Here is an 18,960-nt window from a genome sequence, read left to right as displayed (position 1 = left end):
TCAGCGTCCGCCGTCGCGTCCGGGCGGAACGTCGATCACGTCGCCGCTCCTGCCATGACCGGTCTTGTTGCGGTCCTTCCAGTTCGCCAGGAGCAGGGTGCCCAGGCCCAGCACGATCTCGTCGAGGAACGGCACTGGATCGAACGGCCACAGCACGCTGATCGCGAAGGCCACGGCGGTGATCTTGAAGAGGGTCGGGTAGCGCAGCTTGCGCGCCCAGTCCATCAGCGGCAGCAGTATTGGATTGGCCATCGGCAACCTCGTCAAGGTGGATGTGAGAACGCTATCACGCGAGCTGAACGTCGTTCACTGCGGTTGAAGATCGCGTTACGAAAATAGGCAGCCGTTCAGGTTCCGGATGATGGAATCGCCCCATCAGTCGATGCGGGCGAATTCCCGCTCATGGAGGCCGTGATGAACAAGAACATGTTGGCGGTAGCGTTGGCGTCCCTGCTGGTTGGTGGCGTTGCCGTGGCGGCGTACCAGAGTTTCACCGGCGACGACCGCGGCGGCGAACAGGCGCTGGTGACGGATCCGGGCTCGCCGCTGGATGCTGCCGGGTCCGATGACGCGGCTTCGCTTGAGACCGGCCGGGTCGATTTCGCCGAGGTCCTGGCGGTCGAGCCGGTGACCGAGAAGCAGAAGCTGTACGCGACCGTGATCGGTACCGATCCGGTTCGCGAGACCAGCACCAGCACCCATCCGCGCGAGGTCTGCGAGGACGTGGTGGTGCAGGAGCGCATGCCCGAGCGCGACGGCAACGTCGGCGGCACGGTGGCCGGCGCGATCATCGGCGGCGTGATCGGCAATCAGGTCGGTGGCGGCAACGGCCGCAAGGTCGCGACCGCGGCCGGTGCCGCGGCCGGCGGCTACATCGGCAACAGGATCGACCGCAACCACCAGGGCGGCCAGGTCGTCGAACGCGTCGATCGTCAGTGCCGCACGGTCACCGATACCTCGCAGAACACCCGCGTGGTCGGCTACGAGGTGACCTACCGGGCGCCGGACGGTTCGACCGGCACCAAGCGCGTGGACAGCAAGCCCGGTGAGCGCATCCTGCTCGGCGACGAGGACGCGGTGGTCGGCTACGACGTGACCTACCGCTTCGAGGGCCAGGAGCGCACCGTGCGCATGGACGAGGAACCGGGTGACCGCCTGCCGGTCGTCGACGGCAAGGTGGTGATCCAGACCGCCGATGCCGCCGGGCCGGTCACCCGCGGCTGACGCGCGGCGGTTCATTGCCGCTGCCGCAAGGCACCGCGATCCATCACGAAGGGGCCGGGCGACCGGCCCCTTTTCCGTGCCTTCTGCGGACCGCGCCGTCGCCGGGCGTTGCCGCATGGCGTGACCCGGCGCGCCGGACGGGGGTGCCGTCGCCGATGGGCCGTCGATACAATGGCGGTTTCCTCTATCGCATGAATCCGCCATGGCCCTGCATCCCTACGATCTCTACGACGTCCGCTCACTGTTGACCGAGGAGGAGCGGGCGGTGCAGGACACGGTTGCCCGCTTCACCGACGAGCGGGTGCTGCCGATCATCGGCGACTGCTTCGACCAGGGGCGCTTCCCGAAGGAACTGGTCGGCGAGATCGCCGAGCTCGGCCTGCTCGGTTCCTCGCTGCCCGAGCAGTACGGCTGCGCCGGTCTCAATGCGGTCAGCTACGGGCTGATCTGCCAGGAGCTGGAGCGCGGCGACTCGGGCATCCGCAGCTTCGTCAGCGTGCAGTCGTCGCTGTGCATGTATCCGATCTATGCCTATGGCAGCGAGGAGCAGCGCATGCGCTGGCTGCCGGACATGGCCGCGGGCAAGGTGATCGGCTGCTTCGGCCTGACCGAGCCGCACGGCGGTTCCGACCCCGCCAACATGAAGACGAACGCCAGGCGCGACGGCGACGACTGGATCCTCAACGGCTCCAAGATGTGGATCACCAACGGCAACCTGGCCGACATCGCGATCGTCTGGGCGCAGACCGAGGACGGCGTCCAGGGCTTCGTGGTCGAGAAGGGCATGGCCGGCTTCGCCGCGCAGGAGATCAAGCACAAGATGAGCCTGCGCGCGTCGGTGACCAGCGCGTTGTACTTCGACAACGTGCGGGTGCCGGATGCCAACCGCCTGCCGAACGTGAAGGGCCTGAAGGGGCCGCTGGGCTGCCTGACCCAGGCCCGCTACGGCATCACCTGGGGGCCGATCGGCGCGGCGATCGCCTGCCTGGACGAAGCGCTGAACTATTCCAAGGAGCGCATCCTGTTCGACCGCCCGGTCGCGGCGACCCAGAGCGCGCAGATCAAGCTGGCCGAGATGGCCCGCCGGATCACCCTCGCGCAGCTGCTGGTGGTGCAGCTGGGCCGGCTCAAAGACGCCGGCAGGATGCAGCCGCAGCAGGTATCGCTGGCGAAGTGGAACAACTGCCGGATGGCGATCGACATCGCCCGCGAGTGCCGCGATCTGCTGGGCGGCGCCGGCATCACCACCGAACACTCGGCGATCCGCCACGCGTTGAACCTGGAGTCGGTGATCACCTACGAGGGTACCGAGACCGTGCACCAGCTGGTGATCGGGCGCGAGTTGACCGGCATCAACGCGTTCTGATCCGTACCTTCATCGGCTTCCGGCGCCAGGACCGAACGTGTCGCGCCGGCAAGCGGTTCACCTGACGCAACGGAGGTTCCGCAGTGGGTCTGGATATCGCCAACGGCCCGGTCATCGAAACCGAGCGCCTGATCCTGCGCGTGCCACGGATCGAGGATTTCGAGCGCTACGCGCAGATGTTCGCCCACGAGAGCTCGATCCATATCGGCGGTCCACTGCTGCGCGGCGATGCCTGGCGTCGCTTCCTGCAGATGCCCGGCGCATGGCTGCTGCAGGGCTTCGGCATGTTCTCGGTGGTCGAGAAGTCGAGCGGGCAGTGGGTCGGGCAGGGCGGCCCCTGGCAGCCGGATGGCTGGCCGGGCACCGAGGTGGGCTATGCGTTCCACCCCGATGCGCGGGGCAAGGGCTATGCGACCGAGACGTGTACCGCGGCGATCGACTGGGCCTTCGATGCACTGGGCTGGAGCGAAGTGATCCATTGCATCGCGCCGGCCAATGCCGCGTCGCAGGCGGTGGCGCGACGGCTGGGGTCGAGCCGCCGCGGACCGGGCGTGTTGCCGCCGCCGCTGGACGTGCACGAAGTGGACATCTGGGGCCAGACCCGCGAGCAGTGGCGCGCACGCCACGCAGGGCGCGCACAATGATCACCGTCTACGGTTTCTCGCCCTCGGGCAATTGCCACAAGGTGCGGCTGGCACTGGAGCAACTTGAGCGCGAATACCGCTGGGTCGAGGTCCGCTCCGACGACGGTTCCACCCGCACGCCGGAGTTCCTCGCGAAGAATCCGAACGGCAAGGTGCCGATCATCGAGCTGGACGACGGTCGCATCCTCGCCGAATCGAACGCCATTCTGTGGTGGCTGGCGGAAGGCACGACGCTGCTCCCGGACGATGCCTGGCAGCGCGCGCAGGCGCTGGGCTGGATGTTCTTCGAGCAGTACAGCCACGAGCCCTGCATCGCCGTGGCCCGCTTCATCTGTGGCTGGACCCCGCTGGACTCGCCCCGCCGGGCCGAGCTGCCGGTCCTGCGCGAGAAGGGGCGGGCGGCACTGGCGGTGATGGAGCGCCACCTGCAGGCGAACGACTGGTTCACCGGGCCGTCGTACGGCATCGCCGACATCGCGCTGTTCGCCTATACCCATGTCGCCGGCCATGGCGGCATCGGTCTGGCGGAGTTTCCCGCCATCGTCGGCTGGCTGCAACGGGTGACGGAGACGCCCGGCTTTACGCCGATGGCGGCTCCCGATGCCTTCGCCGCGCGTCGCATCGCCCAGTCGACCTGATCAGGCGCCGACCCGGAGGTGACCATGCAGTCGAGCGCGGAAACACCGGCGGGCCCGGGTCTGCATCGGCGGCTGGCCCGCGGGTTCGGTCCGTTGCTCGGACTGCTCGCTTTCGCGTTGATTCCCGATGCCGCCGAGGGCGGCCTGCCGCTGGAAGGGCGCATGACCGCGGGCGTGGCGACATGGATGGCGGTCTGGTGGCTGGGCGAGGCGATACCGCTGGCGGCTACCGCGCTCTTGCCCGTGGTGCTGTTTCCGTTGCTCGGCGTGACGACGCCGGCCGAGGCGGTGCGGCCCTATGCCAGCGACATCATCTTCCTGTTCATGGGGGGCTTCATGCTGGGTCTGGCGATGGAACGCTGGGGTCTGCACCGCCGGATTGCCCTGAACATCCTGTTGCGGGTCGGTACCGGGCCGCGGCGGCTGGTCGCCGGCTTCATGATCTCCGCCGGCTTCCTGAGCATGTGGATATCGAACACCGCGGCGACGATCATCCTGCTGCCGGTCGGGGTGTCGGTGATCGGCATGCTGTCGTGCGACGGTGACGTGCCGGAAGACGAAGTGCGTCCGTTCGCCACCTGCCTGATGCTGGCGATCGCCTATGCGGCCTCGATCGGCGGCTCCGCGACGCTGATCGGCTCGCCGCCGAACCTGGTGGTCGCCAGCTATGCACGCGAGCAGCTGGGGTGCGACATCACCATGCTGGCGTGGATGGGCTTCGGCGTGCCGGTGATGCTGACCTTCCTCGTGCTGGCCTGGCTGTACCTGACCCGCCTGGCCTTTCCGGTCCGGATGCGCGCCTTGCCAGAGGGCGAGATCCGGATCCGCGCCATGCTCGAGGGCCTGGGGCCGATGGGGCGCGGCGAACGGACCGTGCTGGTGGTGTTTTCGCTGACGGCGCTGGCGTGGATCCTCCGGCCGCAGCTCGTCGCCTGGCTCGGGCTGCCGGGATTGACCGACGCGGTGATCGCGATGGCCGGTGCGCTGGCGCTGTTCCTGCTGCCCGCCGGGCGCGCGGCGGATGGACGCGGACGTGCAGTCCTGGACTGGGAAACGGCCGCGCGACTGCCCTGGGGGGTTTTGGTGCTGTTCGGCGGGGGCCTGTCGTTGGCGGCGGCAATCGGCATGCACGGCGTCGACGGCTTCATCGCCAGCGGGCTCTATGGCCTGGCCGGTGCTCCGATGCTGCTGGTGGTGTTCGCGGTGGCGGTGCTGGTCATCTTCGCGACCGAACTGACCAGCAACACGGCGATCGCCACCGCGTTCACGCCGGTGCTGGCTGCGGTCGCACTGGGCCTCGGGGTGCCCGCGATGCCCCTGCTGGTCGCGATCGGCCTGGGTGCGAGCTATGCCTTCATGCTACCGGTGGCCACTCCGCCGAACGCGATAGTCTTCGGGTCGGGCCATGTGCGCATCGGACAGATGATGCGGGCCGGCATCGCGATGAACGTCGTCGCCGTCGTGCTGGTGGCGCTTGCCGCCTCGCATGCCGGCAGCGGGTTGTGCGATCGGTAGAAGATCGGCGTCGCGCGGCACGTCCGTCGCGGATGCCGCCGCACGCACGTGCGGGCAGCGCGGCGGTGTAGGAGAATGAGCGGCTTCGTCCTAGCCTCCCGTCCAGACCGCAATGACCTTCCAGCCCGTCCCCGATCCGATCCCGGCACGCATGCGCGGACTCAATCGTGCCGAGATATGCGACGTCAATTTCACCGAGTTCGTGAAGGGCTGGAACCGCCGCGCCGATGTCCGGCCGGCGGCGACCGATGCGATCCTCGATGGCAGCGCACTCGACGCGGCCGGCTTCCGCGAATTGTTCGAGTCGCAGCTGATCAGCCGCCATCTGGACCTGATGGCGCGCGTGTTGCGGCTGCAGAGCAAGGTCTTCTATACGATCGGTTCGTCGGGCCACGAGGGCAACGCGATGGTCGCGCGGCTGACCCGCCACACCGATCCGGCATTCCTGCACTACCGCTCCGGCGGTTTCATGGCCGAACGCTTCCGCAAGTTGCCGGGCATGGACCCGGTGATGGACTCGGCGCTCTCGTTCGCGGCCAGCAAGGACGACCCGGCCTCCGGCGGCCGCCACAAGGTCTGGGGCAGCAAGCCGTTGTGGGTGTTGCCGCAGACCTCGACGATCGCCTCGCACCTGCCCAAGGCGCTGGGCACTGCGATCGCGATCGAGGCCGGCCGGCGTCTCGGTCACACGTTGCCGATTCCCGACGACAGCATCGCGGTCTGTTCGTTCGGCGATGCATCGGCCAACCATGCGACCGCGCAGACCGCGTTCAACGCCGCCGCCTGGACCGCCTACCAGAAGCTGCCGGCGCCGGTGCTGTTCGTCTGCGAGGACAACGGCATCGGCATCTCGGTGAAGACGCCGCCGGGCTGGATCGGCAGCCGTTTCCGCAACATGGACGGTCTCGACTATTTCTACGCCGACGGCCTCGACCTGGCCGCGGGCTACGGCGACGTTCAGGCGGCGGTCGAGCATTGCCGTGCGAGCCGGCGTCCGACCTTCCTGCACTTGCGCACCAACCGGATCATGGGCCATGCCGGCACCGACTTCGAGATCGAGTGGCGTTCGATCGACGAACTGTGCCGCGTCGAGGCCGGCGACCCGCTGCTGCGCAGTGCGGCGATCGCGCTGGACTCGGGCCTGATGACGAAGGACGAGGTGATCGACCTGTACGAGTCGATCCGCAAGCGCTGCTTCGCCGCCGCCGAGGAGGCCGACCGCCGTCCCAAGCTCGAGCGGCTCGAGGACGTCGTCGCGCCTCTGGCGCCGTATTCGCCCGCGCGGGTGAAAGCGGAGGCGGAGCGCGCCGATTATGGCGAACGCCGTCTGCAGGCATTCGGCAGCGAGGCGAAGCTGCCCGAGAACCAGCCGCCGCGGCATCTGGCGATCCAGATCAACAATGCCTTGCACGACATCTTCGCGAAGTACCCCGAGACGCTGCTGTTCGGCGAGGACGTGGCGCAGAAGGGCGGCGTCTACACGGTGACCAAGGGCCTGCAGAAGGCGTTCGGTCCGCGGCGGGTGTTCAACACGCTGCTCGACGAGACGATGATCCTCGGCATGGCCCAGGGCTTCGCCAACGTCGGGCTGCTGCCGATCCCCGAGATCCAGTACCTGGCCTACTTTCACAACGCCTGCGACCAGATCCGCGGCGAAGCGGCCAGCCTGCAGTTCTTCAGCAACGACCAGTACGCCAACCCGATGGTGGTGCGGATCGCCGGGCTGGGCTACCAGCGCGGCTTCGGCGGCCACTTTCACAACGACAACTCGATCACCGCTCTGCGGGACATTCCGGGCCTGGTGGTCGGCTGCCCGTCGCGCGGCGACGACGCGGCGACGATGCTGCGCACGCTGACCGCGCTGGCGAAGGTCGACGGGCGGGTCAGCGTGTTCCTGGAGCCGATCGCGCTGTACATGACCAAGGACCTGTACGAGGCCGGCGACGGCGGCTGGCTGACCGACTACCCGCCGCCCGGCGAGGCGATGCCGCTGGGCGAGGGCCGGGTCTATGGCGAGGGCAACGACGACCTGGTGATCTTCACCTACGGCAATGGCGTGCCGATGAGCCTGCGTGCGGTGCGCGAGATCGAGCGCGCGCGTGGCTGGAAGTGCCGCGTGGTCGACCTGCGCTGGCTGGTGCCGCTCAACGAGGCCTGGATCCGTGAGCAGGCAAGCGGCGCCAGGCGCATCCTGATCGTCGACGAGGGGCGCCACAGCGCGGGCGTCGGCGAGGGCGTGATCACCGCGATAATCGAAGGCGGCTTCGGCGCGCGTCCGTTCCGCCGCGTGGTCGGTGCCGACACCTACACGCCGCTGGCCGGTGCCGCCTTCCTGGTGATCCCGGGCGAGCAGGACATCGTCGACGCCGCTACCGAGCTGGCGGGATAGCCTGGCGCCGCAGGCGGGCGGGGCAGGGCCGGCGCAGCGCTCAGCGCGCCAGCCCGTCCAACAGCGGGGCCTCGCGGACCTCGACGTCTTCCACCCGCAGTGCGTCGTGCGGATGGTCGAGCGGCGCTACCACCAGCGCCGACCACTGGGCACCGTCGTGGCCGACGCTGACGAGCGTGCCGACTGTGCCGCCTTCGCTTTGCAGCTCCTGTCCACTTGCCAGCGGCTGTGCGGCCTCGATCCGCATCAGCCCCCGTTTGGCCTTGCCGAGGAAATGGGTGCGGGCGACGATTTCCTGTCCGGGATAACAGCCTTTCTTGACGCTGAAGGCGCGCAGGCGCTCCAGCGACAGCTGCTGTGGCGTCCAGTGTCCGGACTGGCCGGCTTCCAGCCGCGGCAGTCCGTGTTGCATGTCGTGTTGGCGCCAACGCGCGACCTGCGCAGGGCTTTCCTCGGCCGGACGGCCGCCGACGCACATCCGGCGCGGCGCGACCGGGGTGCCCATGTCGAACTCGAGTTCGTCGCCGTCAAGCCGGCCGACATGCGCGCCATGGGCTGCCGATGGCGCCGAGAAGTCCGCATAAACTGCTTTTCCTTCAAGCGTTTCGATCTCAATCTTGCTGCGGAACACGAAGCGCCTCAGGGCCTCCGCAAAGGCCTCCGGATCGGCATCCGCGAGCAGCAGCCAGGCCGTCTGCGGATCGACCCGGAGCAGGGCGAACAACGCCACCACGCGGCCCTTCGGCGTGAGCCAGCCGCTCCACTGCCACTGCCCGTCGGCCAGCGCATCGACATCGTTCATGAACTGCGCCTGCGCGAATGCGAGCGCATCGCGTCCGCGCAAGGCGACGACGTGGCAGTCGGGCAACGCAAAAAGCGGGCCAGCGGGGTCCGGCAGGTGGCTCTGTGGGTTGTCAGGCATGGGGGCGGGAATTAAGCTTCAACGCCGAGATGATAGGCGAAACGACCCGCGATCCCGATTCCGACGCGCCCGAGGCACCGGCACCGAAGCCGGTGAGCGACGACGCCAGGGCGGTCGAGATCGGGGGGCGTGGCGGTCCGGACCCCACCCGCTATGGCGACTGGGAAAAGAACGGCCGCTGCATCGACTTCTGACGCGTCCGCGCGCCCGCCCCATCCCGCACAAGCCCGATCCTTCCGCCACGCGGCTCCGCCGCCCAGCCGAGACTGTCCGTCCACTCATGGCGAACCCCCAACGTCCCCTGTCACCGCATCTGCAGGTCTACCGCTGGCAGGTGCAGATGGTGACCTCGATCCTGCACCGGGTCACCGGTATGGTCCTCGCCGCCGGCAGCCTGCTGCTCGCCTGGGGCCTGATCGCCCTGGCCGCGGGGCCGGAGTCCTGGGCCGGCTTTACCGGCTTCGCCCGTTCGGGCCTGGGCTTCCTGATCCTGTTCGGCTGGAGCTGGTCGCTGGCCTACCACCTGCTCAACGGCATCCGCCACCTGATCCAGGACGCGGGCTTCGCGTATTCGATCCCGGCCTTCGTCCGCAACAGCTGGATTTCCATCTTCGGCAGCCTGGTGCTGACCGGGCTGGTGTGGGTGGTGGCGATGATGCAGCGGGGTGGCGCATGAGCACGGACCGCAACGCGCGCCTGCGCAATCCGCTCAAGACCGCCCGCGGCCTGGGTTCGGCCAAGGACGGTACCGGCCACTTCATCATCCAGCGCATCACCGCGATCGCGTTGGTCTTCCTGTCGATCTACGTGGTCGGCCTGGTCATCTCGCTGATCGGCGGCGACCACGCCACCGTCCATGCGCGCGTCGGCCATCCATGCAACGCGGTGCTGCTGGTGTCGTTCCTGATCGCCACGTTCTGGCACGCCAAGCTCGGCCTGCAGGTGATCATCGAGGACTACGTGCACACGCCGTGGTCGGCGACGCTGCTGCACCTGGCCAACATTTTCGTCTGCTTCGTCGCGGCCACCGCCAGCGTGCTCGCCGTCGTCCGCATCGCGCTGGGATAAACCGACATGCCTGCTGCCTACAAGATCCACGAACACACCTTCGACATGGTGGTGGTCGGTGCCGGTGGCGCCGGCCTGCGCGCCACCTTCGGCCTCGCCCAGAAGGGTCTGAAGACCGCCTGCATCACCAAGGTGTTCCCGACCCGCTCGCACACCGTCGCCGCCCAGGGCGGCGTCGCGGCCGCGCTCGCCAACATGGGCGAGGACGACTGGCGCTACCACTTCTTCGACACCGTCAAGGGATCGGACTGGCTGGGCGACCAGGATGCGATCGAGTACATGTGCAAGGAGGCCATCCCGGCCATCATCGAGCTCGAGCACTACGGCGTGCCGTTCTCGCGCACCGAGGACGGCAGGATCTACCAGCGCCCGTTCGGCGGCATGACCACCAGATTCGGCGAGGGCCCGCCGGCGCAACGCACCTGCGCCGCGGCCGACCGCACCGGCCATGCGATCCTGCATACCCTGTACCAGCAGTCGCTGGCGCACGATGCGCAGTTCTTCATCGAGTATTTCGCGCTCGACCTGATCATGGACGCCGACGGCGCCTGCCGCGGCGTGCTTGCGCTCGACATGTCCACCGGCGAGCTGCACCTGTTCCGCGCCCAGGGCACGGTGCTGGCGACCGGCGGCTACGGCCGCGCCTACTTCTCCGCGACCTCGGCGCATACCTGCACCGGCGACGGCGGCGGCATGGTGCTGCGCGCCGGCCTGGCGATGCAGGACATGGAGTTCGTGCAGTTCCATCCGACCGGCATCTACGGCGCCGGCTGCCTGATCACCGAAGGCGTCCGCGGCGAGGGCGGCATCCTGCGCAACAGCAACGGCGAGCGCTTCATGGAGCGCTATGCGCCCAGCGTGAAGGACCTGGCGCCGCGCGACATGGTCAGCCGCTCGATGACGATCGAGATCCGAGAGGGTCGCGGCGTCGGCGAGCACAAGGACCACATCCTGCTCGACCTGACCCACCTCGGCCCCGAGGTCATCCACGAGAAGCTGCCGGGCATCGCCGAGTCGGCGCGCATCTTCGCAGGCGTCGACGTCGAAAAGGAGCCGATCCCGGTCATTCCTACCGTCCACTACAACATGGGCGGCATTCCGACCAACTACCACGGCGAAGTGGTGCAGTTGCGCAACGGCAATCCGGACGAGGTCGTGCCGGGCCTTTACGCGATCGGCGAGGCGGCCTGCGTGTCGGTGCATGGCGCCAACCGCCTGGGTTCGAACTCGCTGCTGGACCTTGTCGTGTTCGGGCGCGCGGTGGCCAACCGCGCCGCGGAGACGGTCAGGCCGGACGGCAAGCAGGCCAAGCTGGCCGGCGATGCCTGCGACGAGGCGCTGGCCCGCCTGGACAAGCTGCGCAACGCCAACGGTGGCACGCCGACCGCGGTCATCCGCGACAAGATGCAGCGCACGATGCAGGCCGACGCGGCGGTGTTCCGCACCGGCGAGACCCTGTCCGATGGCGTGCGGAAGATCCGCGAGATCCATGCCTCGTTCGCCGACGTCAAGGTCAGCGACCGTTCGCTGGTCTGGAACTCGGACCTGATCGAGACCTACGAGCTGTCCAACCTGCTCGGCCAGGCGCTGGCGACGATCGTGTCGGCGGAGAACCGCACCGAGTCGCGTGGCGCGCACGCACGCGAGGACTTCCCGGAGCGTGACGACACGAACTGGCTCAAGCACACGCTGTGCTCGGTCGCCGAGGACGGCACCACGTCGATCGATTACCGCCCGGTGCACATGTACACGTTGACCGACGACGTCGACGTGGTGCCGCCGAAGAAGCGCGTCTACTGATCCGGAGCGAGTACCCGTGGCCGAATTCACTCTTCCCAAGAACTCGCAGATCCAGAAGGGCCGCCATTTCCAGGCAGCCCGGGACGCCAAGGACGTCCGCACGTTCAAGGTCTACCGCTGGAATCCCGACGACGGCATGAACCCGCGCGTCGACACCTATGAGGTCGACCTGTCGACCTGCGGGCCGATGGTCCTGGACGCGCTGATCAAGATCAAGAACGAGATCGATCCGACCCTGACCTTCCGCCGCTCCTGCCGCGAGGGCATCTGCGGTTCGTGCGCGATGAACATCGACGGCACCAACACGCTGGCCTGCACCAAGGCGATCTCGGATTGCGACGGCAAGGGCGAGGTGCCGATCTATCCGTTGCCGCACATGGAAGTGGTCAAGGACCTGGTGCCGGATCTGACGCACTTCTATGCCCAGTACGCGTCGATCAGGCCGTGGCTGCGCACGCAGAGCGCGACGCCGTCGGATCGTGAGCGCCTGCAGTCGCCGGAGGACCGCAAGAAGCTCGACGGCCTGTACGAGTGCATCCTCTGCGCGTGCTGTTCGACCAGCTGTCCGAGTTACTGGTGGAACGGCGACCGCTATCTGGGCCCGGCGATCCTGCTGCAGGCCTATCGCTGGATCGTCGACAGCCGCGACGAGGACACCGGCGCGCGCCTCGACGATCTGGAAGATCCATTCAAGCTCTATCGTTGCCACACGATCATGAACTGCGCGCGGACCTGCCCGAAGGGCCTGAATCCGGCGCAGGCGATCGGCGAGATCAAGAAGCTGATGCTGGCACGGCGCGCCTGAGCGGTTGGCGTGGCGATCCAGCGATCCCCGAAGGGCGTGCGCGAGCGCGCCCTTTTCTTTTGAGGAGGAGGGCGTGATGGAGGAAAACGCGATCTGGTGGCCCGCACTGGCGATGGTGGCGCTGACCTGTGCGGTCTGGTTCCGCATGTACTTCATGCGCATCGGGCAGATGAGGCGCGAGCGCATCCACCCGCAGTCCGTCGCGACTTCGGCGCAGGCCGCGGCCCGGCTGACCGACAGTCGCGCCGCCGACAACTTCCGCAACCTGTTCGAACTGCCGGTGCTGTTCTACCTGGCTTTGGTGATCGCGGCGGCGAACGGGCAGGTGACCACTTCCGTGCTGGTGCTGGCGTGGCTGTTCGTCGTCCTGAGGGTGCTGCACAGCGCGATCCATTGCACCTACAACAAGGTCATGCATCGCTTTCAGGCCTACCTGTTCGGGGGGCTGGTGTTGTGGGCGCTGTGGGGCGCACTGGCCTGGGAGCTGCTGGTGTGAGCGGGCCCGGAATGGATGGCGCCGACGAGCGCGAGCGGGCGCGCCTGCGCTGGCGCTGCCGGCGCGGCATGCGCGAACTCGACCAGTTGTTCGAACGCTATCTGGAGCGCGAGTGGCGTGGCGCTCCGAGCGACGAGCGGGATGTTTTCCTAAGGCTGCTGGACACCGAGGACGATAGGCTCTGGCACTGGTTCATGGGCCACGACCGCGCCGCCGATGCCGAACTCCAGTCCCTCGTCGACCGTATCCGCAGCCTGCCTCCCTGAGGTGGCCCTGGCGGGACGCTATCCGTGGCGACCGTCGCGTTGGCTGTTGATCGCGATCCTGCTGCTCGGATTGCTAGCGGCGATGGGCTGCCTGCTTTCGGACCTGCCTGCGACGGCGGCCTGGCCCGCGGCGCTCGTCGCGGTCGCGTGGTCGCTTCGGAGTGTCCGGCGGGAAGCCGGTCACCCGCGCTTCGACCTCGTGGTGACCGCGGAGGGCGGGATTCGCATCGACGGGAGGGCGGTCGAGGACCTGCGGATCGACTGGCGCGGGCCGCTGGGCTTCATGGCCTGGCGGACGGTGGGCGGGCGTCTGCGTCGACGGCTGTGGCTGCCCGATACGCTGCCGGCCCCGGCGCGACGTGAACTGAGGCTGGCGTTGATGCGCGGCCGGCCGGATCGGCACGCGGATTCGGTGGCAAGATAGCCCGCTATGCTGAAACCAGTCCCCGTCGCCATCGGCCTGCGCTACCTGCGTGCCAAACGCCGCAACGGCTTCATTTCCTTCATCTCGTTCGCCTCGATCGCCGGTATCGCGCTCGGGGTGATGGTGCTGATCACCACGCTGGCGGTGATGAGCGGATTCCAGCGCGAGATCCGCGATCGCATGCTGCAGATGGTCGCCCATGCGACGGTCAGCGCCTACGGCGAACCGATGCAGGACTGGCAGCGTGCGATCGACACCGCGCTGGCCGATCCGCGTGTCGCCGGCGCCGCGCCCTACGTGGAGAAGGAGGCACTGCTCTCCGGTGCGCGCAACCAGCCGGCGATGGTGCGCGGGATCGTTCCCGAGCGGGAGGCGACCACTTCGGTACTGGCCGACAAGATGGTGATGGGCGAGCTGGACTCGCTGAAGCCGGGCAGCTTCAACATCGTGCTGGGCCGCGAGCTTGCGCTATGGCTCGGTGTCAACGTCGGCGACGGCGTGATCGTGACCACGTCCAACTTCCGCAGCACGCCGATGGGCGCGATCGCGCAGCAGAAGCGCTTCACCGTCAGCGGGATCTTCGAGGCCGGCCACCAGGAGTTCGACCGCGGTCTGGCCGTGGCTCACATGGCCGACATGCAGCGCCTGCTGAGGATCGGCGATGGCGCGACCGGCGTGCGCCTGCGCCTGCACGACATGGACCAGGCCTGGAACGTCGCCCGCGACCTCGCGCTGAAGCTGGAAGGCCCCTACAACGTCAGCGACTGGGCCAGCGAGAACGCCAACATGTACCACGCGCTGAAGATGGAGAAGACGATGGTCGGCCTGCTGCTTTCGCTGATCATCCTCATGGGTTCCTTCAACCTCGTCGCGTCGCAGGTCGGCCTGGTCACGGACAAGCAGGCCGATATCGCGATCCTGCGCACGCTCGGCCTGACCCCCGGCGGAGTGATGCGGGTATTCATGGTGCAGGGGTCGCTGATCGGGGTCATCGGCACCGTGCTCGGCGTGATCGGCGGCATCGCGCTGACGCTGAATCTGGAACACATCCTGCGCATCATCGAGCGCGTTTTCGGGGTCAGCCTGCTGCCGTCGGCGGATGTCTACTACATCACCGGCCTACCGACCGACCTGCAGACCAGCGACGTGCTGATCATCACCGCCATCGCGCTGACCCTGGCGTTTCTGGCCACCCTGTACCCGGCCTGGCGTGCGGCGCGCACCGCACCGGCGGAGGCGCTGCGATATGAGTGAGTGCATGCATTCCGATGGCGGCGTCGCGCGCGTGCGCGAACGCCAGGGCTGGACAGGGAAGACCCGGCGGCTCGGGTCGACCGGCCGTCGCGGCCGGTGGCCGCGGGGAGGGTGGCGATGAGCGACGCCGTCATCCATTGCGAGGGCCTGGCCAAGACCTACGCCGAGGGCCCGCTGCGCACGCACGTGTTCCATGACCTTCACCTCGAAGTGGCGCGCGGCGAGACCGTGGCGATCCTGGGCGCGTCCGGCGCCGGCAAGAGCACCCTGCTGCACCTGCTCGGCGGGCTGGACACGCCGACCGGCGGCGAGGTCTATGTCGCAGGGCAGAAGATGAGCGCGCTGTCGGATGCCGAGCGTGGGCGCCTGCGCAACACGGCACTCGGCTTCGTCTACCAGTTCCACCACTTGTTGCCGGAGTTCACCGCGCTGGAGAACGTGATGTTGCCGGTGTTGCTGGGTGGCAAGGCGCTCGCCGACGCCGAGGCAGGCGCACGCCACCTGCTCGAAGCCGTGGGGCTTGGCCACCGGCTCGGTCACAAGCCCGGCGAGCTGTCCGGTGGCGAGCGCCAGCGTGCCGCGGTCGCCCGTGCGCTGGTCAACAGGCCTGCCTGCGTGCTCGGCGACGAGCCGACCGGCAACCTCGACGAGAAGACCGCCGCGACCGTGTTCGAACTGATGCTGTCGCTGAATCGCGAGCAGGGCACCAGCCTGGTGCTGGTGACCCACGACCGCAGTCTGGCGCGTCGCCTGGACCGGGTGCTCGAACTGCACGAGGGCAGGCTCAGGGAGCTATCGACGGAAGAGGTTTGAACCCATGGACACGACGGCAGGGACGCCGGCAGATACATCTCTCACCGCCACCGCTTCGGCGACACATGGAATCGGAGGGCTCGCGCCCCCGACCGCATGCGGTACCGCCGAGCGGTCGCAGCCGGCACTGTTCGGCGTTGCCACGGGCTCGGCGCTGCTTGCCGGGATCGTCGCCACGATGCTGCTGCCGAAACTGCCGCCGTGGCCGCTGCCGGTGTTGGCGCTGCCCGCGGCGGGCCTGTTGCTGTGGCGGGGCTGGCGCTGGCCCGCCGCGTTCGTGCTCGGCGCCGCACTGGCGGCGCTGCACGCGAGCCATGCGTTGTCGATTCAGCTGTCGCCAGCGCTGGAGCGTACGGACTTGGAGGTCAGCGGTCGCATCGTCGGCCTGCCTGTGCACGAGCCCCGCCGGACCCGTTTCGAATTCCGTGTCGAGCACAGCGATGCCCGGCACGAGGTCCTGCGCGGGCGGTTGCTGCGGCTGTCCTGGTATGACGACGATCCCGTGGCGCCCGAAGCGCTGCGGGCAGGGCAGCGCTGGCGCTTCGCGGCGCGAGTGCGGGCGCCACGCGGGCTGCGCAATCCCGGCGGGTTCGATGGCGAGAAGCACGCGCTGGCCCGCCGCATCGCCGCCAACGGGTATGTCCGCGACCCGGCTCGCGCACAGCGGTTGACCGCGGCGTCCGGGCTCGATGCCTGGCGCGAGACGATGTCGGCCCGGATCGCCGTCGGGGTTCCATCGCCGACCGCGCGTTTCGTGCGGGCGCTCGCGCTGGGCGACACCCGCGGACTGGATGATGCCGACTGGTCGCTGCTGCGCGCGAACGGCTTGACCCATCTGATCGCGATCTCCGGCTTCCATGTCGGTCTCGTCGCCGGATTCGCCGCGCTTCTGGCAGCCGCACTGTGGTGGCTGTTGCCGGGGCTGGGACGGCGTTTCCCGCGACCGGTGGCGGCCGCCATGGCTGGCTTCGGCGGTGCCGCCGTCTATGCCGCGGCTGCGGGTTTCGCCTTGCCGACCGTGCGGACACTGTTGATGATCGCCGTGGTCGCAGCGATGCGGACATGGCGACGGCGCTTCCAGCCGGCGGCCACGCTCGCGATCGCCGCGATCGCGATTCTCCTGGTCGATCCGCTGTCGGTGCTGTCGGCGGGCTTCTGGCTCAGTTTTTCCGGCGTCGCCTGGCTGCTGTGGTGCCTGCCGGGCTACGAGCGCAGGCCGCTGCGTGGCTTCCTGTCGGCGCAGGCGGTGGCGACGGTCGGACTGCTGCCGCTGGGCGTCGCGCTGTTCGGCCAGGCCTCGCTGGCCGGGCCGGTCGCGAACCTGGTCGCGGTGCCGTGGTGGAGTCTGGTGGTGGTGCCGCTGTCGCTGGCCGGAACCGGACTGGAAGCCGTGCACGCAGGCGCGGGGACGTGGGCCTGGCGATGGGCGGCATACTGTTTCGACCTGAGCTGGCCGCTGTTCGAATGGCTTGGGGCGAGTCCGTTGGCGGTGCGCTGGTTGCCCGAATCTCGCTGGTTCGCGCTGCCGATGGCGTTGCTGGGCGCGTTCTGGCTGCTGCTGCCGCGCGGCGTGCCGGCACGTCCGCTGGCGCTGTTGCTGTGGCTGCCGTTGCTGCTTCCCGCGCGCAACCTGCCCGGGGCGGGTGAGGTGGAGCTGCACGTGCTCGACGTCGGTCAGGGTCTGGCGGTGGTGGTGCGTACCGCCGGACACACGCTGCTGTACGACATGGGTCCGGCGGTGCGCGATGGCTACGATGCCGGCGAACGGGCGGTGGTGCCGGCCTTGCGTGCACTGGGGGTGTCCCGTCTGGATCGCGCCGTGGTCAGCCACGCCGACAACGATCATGTCGGTGGGCTGGAGGCGGTGGCGCGCGAGTACAGGGTCGTGGCGCCGTTCGCACCGGCGGGTGCGGACGTGCGGATGGCGCGACCCTGTGTCGCCGGCGAGGGCTGGCGCTGGGACGGGGTCGGGTTCCGCTTCCTGCATCCGACGCCGCATTTCCCCTATCTGCGCAACGAGGCCAGCTGCGTGCTGCGGATCGAGACCCGCCACGGCGCGGCGCTGTTGACCGGAGACATCGGCGAGGTGATCGAGCGCGGACTGGTGCGACGGGCCGCGGACGCGCTGCGTGCGGAAGTGGTGCTGGTCGCCCATCACGGCAGCGGCGCATCCTCCGATCCGGGCTTCGTCGCCGCGACCGCCGCGCGCCATGCGATCGTCTCGACCGGGTTCGGCAACCGTTTCGGTCACCCGAAACCCGCGGTCCTCGACCGCTGGCAGGTGGCGGGTGCCGAGGTGCACGACACCGCCCTGGCGGGCGCCCTGCAGGTGCGCATCGGCGGCGACGGGGTCGACGTGAATGCGCGACGGGCGACGCAGCCGCGGCTGTGGGATGCCGAGGCGCGGAGGCTGGCGGCCCGGGCGGGGCGCTGAGCCGCAGGGGAAATGGGCACGGCGGGGCGGGGCTGCGCCGTGCGGCACCGGAAGCGCGTTCAGCGGAATGTCCGCGGCCGATGCGCGCCCCGCGGCGCGTTCGGGAGTGCCCCGGCTCCTCTCCGCTTCGCCGACCCGGTCACAGTGGCGGGAGGCCCTCTGCGGGCGCGGTGACGTGAATTCCGCGGGCTGGGCTATCCTATCGGCCGGATTGAATACGGCTCCGGCCGGAGGTTCGCGAGTGCTCGAATTGGTCAAGGCCGGCGGTTGGCCGATGATCCCGCTGTTGCTGCTGTCGCTGGTCGCGTTGGCGATCATCGTCGAACGCGCCTGGACCCTGCGCCGCACCGCGGTGCTGCCGCCCGGGCTGGGCAACGAGGTGCGGGCCTGGGCCGGTCGCGGCAAGCTCGACCCGGCCCACATCGAGTCCCTGCGCAAGACTTCGCCGCTGGGAACCCTGCTGGCGGCGGCGCTCGACGTGCGTCACCGTTCGCGCGACCAGGTCCGCGAGCGGATCGAGGACGTCGGCCGCCACCTGGTGCACCGGATGGAGCGCTACCTCAACACCCTCGGCACGATCGCGGCCGCCGGTCCGCTGCTGGGCCTGTTCGGCACCGTGGTCGGCATGATCCAGATGTTCCTGGTGATCGGCGACCAGGGCATCGGCGACGTCAACCAGCTGGCCGGAGGCATCGGCAAGGCACTGGTCTGCACCGCAACCGGCATGATCGTCGCGATCCCGGCGCTGATGATGCACCGCTGGTTCCGCGGCCGGATCGGCGAGTACATCGTCGCGATGGAGCACGAGGCGATCCAGTTGCTCGACACCCTCGACCCGGCAAGGACGGCCCCCGTCGCCGCGCCGGCCCGTCCGTCGCAGCCGGCCGCGGCGACCGCCTGAG

At 68.9% G+C, this 18,960-nt stretch carries 20 protein-coding genes; 18 read left to right on the top strand and 2 right to left on the bottom strand.

What is annotated here, in order from left to right:
* On the bottom strand, positions 1-252 hold the full coding sequence (locus L3V18_RS02210; RefSeq protein WP_237052962.1) for a DUF6116 family protein: 252 nt from the start codon (positions 250-252) through the stop codon (positions 1-3).
* A gap of 162 nt (positions 253-414) precedes the next feature.
* On the opposite strand from L3V18_RS02210, the gene L3V18_RS02205 reads away from it, so the two are divergent.
* The 6 genes from L3V18_RS02205 to L3V18_RS02180 all read left to right on the top strand — a co-directional run bounded on the left by L3V18_RS02205 (position 415) and on the right by L3V18_RS02180 (position 7,776).
* Entirely contained in the window at positions 415-1,224 is an 810-nt protein-coding gene (locus tag L3V18_RS02205) for a glycine zipper 2TM domain-containing protein (RefSeq protein WP_305068964.1), read from the top strand.
* A gap of 202 nt (positions 1,225-1,426) precedes the next feature.
* Positions 1,427-2,590: an acyl-CoA dehydrogenase family protein gene (locus L3V18_RS02200; protein ID WP_237052961.1), complete on the top strand. Its 1,164-nt coding sequence runs from the start codon at positions 1,427-1,429 to the stop codon at positions 2,588-2,590.
* 83 nt (positions 2,591-2,673) lie between these two features.
* A complete protein-coding gene (locus tag L3V18_RS02195) occupies positions 2,674-3,234 on the top strand; it encodes a GNAT family N-acetyltransferase (protein WP_425493452.1) in 561 nt (186 codons plus the stop codon).
* Positions 3,231-3,872 carry a glutathione S-transferase family protein gene (locus tag L3V18_RS02190; RefSeq protein ID WP_237052960.1) on the top strand — a complete coding sequence of 214 codons (642 nt, stop codon included), beginning with the start codon at positions 3,231-3,233 and terminating at the stop codon, positions 3,870-3,872. The genes L3V18_RS02195 and L3V18_RS02190 overlap by 4 nt, the downstream gene beginning before the upstream one ends.
* A gap of 24 nt (positions 3,873-3,896) precedes the next feature.
* Positions 3,897-5,387: an SLC13 family permease gene (locus L3V18_RS02185; RefSeq protein WP_237052959.1), complete on the top strand. Its 1,491-nt coding sequence runs from the start codon at positions 3,897-3,899 to the stop codon at positions 5,385-5,387.
* A gap of 112 nt (positions 5,388-5,499) precedes the next feature.
* Complete coding sequence (locus tag L3V18_RS02180) at positions 5,500-7,776, top strand: thiamine pyrophosphate-dependent enzyme (RefSeq protein ID WP_237052958.1); 2,277 nt, start codon at positions 5,500-5,502, stop codon at positions 7,774-7,776.
* A gap of 40 nt (positions 7,777-7,816) precedes the next feature.
* Here the strand turns inward: L3V18_RS02180 and ygfZ are convergent, their stop codons facing one another.
* Positions 7,817-8,698, bottom strand: coding sequence for a CAF17-like 4Fe-4S cluster assembly/insertion protein YgfZ (gene ygfZ, locus L3V18_RS02175; RefSeq protein WP_237052957.1), 882 nt, complete (start codon positions 8,696-8,698; stop codon positions 7,817-7,819).
* 29 nt (positions 8,699-8,727) lie between these two features.
* Here ygfZ and L3V18_RS02170 point away from each other — a divergent pair, with 29 nt between their 5' ends.
* The 12 genes from L3V18_RS02170 to L3V18_RS02115 all read left to right on the top strand — a co-directional run bounded on the left by L3V18_RS02170 (position 8,728) and on the right by L3V18_RS02115 (position 18,959).
* A complete protein-coding gene (locus L3V18_RS02170; RefSeq protein WP_237052956.1) occupies positions 8,728-8,892 on the top strand; it encodes a DUF1674 domain-containing protein in 165 nt (54 codons plus the stop codon).
* Positions 8,893-8,978: 86 nt separating this feature from the next.
* Positions 8,979-9,374, top strand: a complete 396-nt coding sequence (gene sdhC, locus L3V18_RS02165) for a succinate dehydrogenase, cytochrome b556 subunit (protein ID WP_237052955.1) — start codon at positions 8,979-8,981, stop codon at positions 9,372-9,374.
* A complete protein-coding gene (gene sdhD, locus L3V18_RS02160) occupies positions 9,371-9,766 on the top strand; it encodes a succinate dehydrogenase, hydrophobic membrane anchor protein (RefSeq protein ID WP_237052954.1) in 396 nt (131 codons plus the stop codon). Before sdhC ends, sdhD begins: the two co-directional genes overlap by 4 nt.
* A 6-nt stretch (positions 9,767-9,772) precedes the next feature.
* On the top strand, positions 9,773-11,566 hold the full coding sequence (gene sdhA, locus L3V18_RS02155) for a succinate dehydrogenase flavoprotein subunit (RefSeq protein ID WP_237052953.1): 1,794 nt from the start codon (positions 9,773-9,775) through the stop codon (positions 11,564-11,566).
* 16 nt (positions 11,567-11,582) lie between these two features.
* The gene (locus L3V18_RS02150) at positions 11,583-12,371 is read left to right on the top strand and encodes a succinate dehydrogenase iron-sulfur subunit (RefSeq protein ID WP_237052952.1); all 789 of its coding nucleotides are present in this window, start codon (positions 11,583-11,585) and stop codon (positions 12,369-12,371) included.
* 76 nt (positions 12,372-12,447) lie between these two features.
* Complete coding sequence (locus tag L3V18_RS02145; RefSeq protein WP_237053687.1) at positions 12,448-12,867, top strand: MAPEG family protein; 420 nt, start codon at positions 12,448-12,450, stop codon at positions 12,865-12,867.
* Positions 12,868-12,878: 11 nt separating this feature from the next.
* Positions 12,879-13,133: an FAD assembly factor SdhE gene (locus L3V18_RS02140; RefSeq protein ID WP_237053686.1), complete on the top strand. Its 255-nt coding sequence runs from the start codon at positions 12,879-12,881 to the stop codon at positions 13,131-13,133.
* Between the two features lie 46 nt (positions 13,134-13,179).
* Complete coding sequence (locus L3V18_RS02135) at positions 13,180-13,557, top strand: hypothetical protein (RefSeq protein ID WP_237052951.1); 378 nt, start codon at positions 13,180-13,182, stop codon at positions 13,555-13,557.
* A gap of 6 nt (positions 13,558-13,563) precedes the next feature.
* A complete protein-coding gene (locus tag L3V18_RS02130; RefSeq protein ID WP_237052950.1) occupies positions 13,564-14,811 on the top strand; it encodes a lipoprotein-releasing ABC transporter permease subunit in 1,248 nt (415 codons plus the stop codon).
* A 117-nt stretch (positions 14,812-14,928) separates the two neighbouring features.
* Positions 14,929-15,624: a lipoprotein-releasing ABC transporter ATP-binding protein LolD gene (gene lolD, locus L3V18_RS02125; RefSeq protein WP_237052949.1), complete on the top strand. Its 696-nt coding sequence runs from the start codon at positions 14,929-14,931 to the stop codon at positions 15,622-15,624.
* Between the two features lie 178 nt (positions 15,625-15,802).
* A complete protein-coding gene (locus tag L3V18_RS02120; protein WP_237052948.1) occupies positions 15,803-18,058 on the top strand; it encodes a DNA internalization-related competence protein ComEC/Rec2 in 2,256 nt (751 codons plus the stop codon).
* 241 nt (positions 18,059-18,299) lie between these two features.
* On the top strand, positions 18,300-18,959 hold the full coding sequence (locus L3V18_RS02115) for a MotA/TolQ/ExbB proton channel family protein (protein WP_343226301.1): 660 nt from the start codon (positions 18,300-18,302) through the stop codon (positions 18,957-18,959).
* Position 18,960 lies beyond the last annotated feature (1 nt).

Source organism: Marilutibacter chinensis (assembly GCF_021725675.1).
Lineage (GTDB): Bacteria > Pseudomonadota > Gammaproteobacteria > Xanthomonadales > Xanthomonadaceae > Marilutibacter > Marilutibacter chinensis.
Note: the sequence above shows the minus strand (reverse complement) of the source record. Positions and strands in the feature narration are given on the sequence as shown.

Excerpts from the sequence above, each read along its gene's own strand:
- L3V18_RS02210 (WP_237052962.1), bottom strand. The coding sequence starts at position 252 with ATGGCCAATCCAATACTGCTGCCGCTGATGGACTGGGCGCGCAAGCTG.
- L3V18_RS02205 (WP_305068964.1), top strand. The coding sequence starts at position 415 with ATGAACAAGAACATGTTGGCGGTAGCGTTGGCGTCCCTGCTGGTTGGT.
- L3V18_RS02200 (WP_237052961.1), top strand. The coding sequence starts at position 1,427 with ATGGCCCTGCATCCCTACGATCTCTACGACGTCCGCTCACTGTTGACC.
- L3V18_RS02190 (WP_237052960.1), top strand. The coding sequence starts at position 3,231 with ATGATCACCGTCTACGGTTTCTCGCCCTCGGGCAATTGCCACAAGGTG.
- L3V18_RS02185 (WP_237052959.1), top strand. The coding sequence starts at position 3,897 with ATGCAGTCGAGCGCGGAAACACCGGCGGGCCCGGGTCTGCATCGGCGG.
- L3V18_RS02180 (WP_237052958.1), top strand. The coding sequence starts at position 5,500 with ATGACCTTCCAGCCCGTCCCCGATCCGATCCCGGCACGCATGCGCGGA.
- ygfZ (WP_237052957.1), bottom strand. The coding sequence starts at position 8,698 with ATGCCTGACAACCCACAGAGCCACCTGCCGGACCCCGCTGGCCCGCTT.
- L3V18_RS02170 (WP_237052956.1), top strand. The coding sequence starts at position 8,728 with ATGATAGGCGAAACGACCCGCGATCCCGATTCCGACGCGCCCGAGGCA.
- sdhC (WP_237052955.1), top strand. The coding sequence starts at position 8,979 with ATGGCGAACCCCCAACGTCCCCTGTCACCGCATCTGCAGGTCTACCGC.
- sdhD (WP_237052954.1), top strand. The coding sequence starts at position 9,371 with ATGAGCACGGACCGCAACGCGCGCCTGCGCAATCCGCTCAAGACCGCC.
- sdhA (WP_237052953.1), top strand. The coding sequence starts at position 9,773 with ATGCCTGCTGCCTACAAGATCCACGAACACACCTTCGACATGGTGGTG.
- L3V18_RS02145 (WP_237053687.1), top strand. The coding sequence starts at position 12,448 with ATGGAGGAAAACGCGATCTGGTGGCCCGCACTGGCGATGGTGGCGCTG.
- L3V18_RS02140 (WP_237053686.1), top strand. The coding sequence starts at position 12,879 with ATGGATGGCGCCGACGAGCGCGAGCGGGCGCGCCTGCGCTGGCGCTGC.
- L3V18_RS02130 (WP_237052950.1), top strand. The coding sequence starts at position 13,564 with ATGCTGAAACCAGTCCCCGTCGCCATCGGCCTGCGCTACCTGCGTGCC.
- lolD (WP_237052949.1), top strand. The coding sequence starts at position 14,929 with ATGAGCGACGCCGTCATCCATTGCGAGGGCCTGGCCAAGACCTACGCC.
- L3V18_RS02120 (WP_237052948.1), top strand. The coding sequence starts at position 15,803 with ATGCTGCTGCCGAAACTGCCGCCGTGGCCGCTGCCGGTGTTGGCGCTG.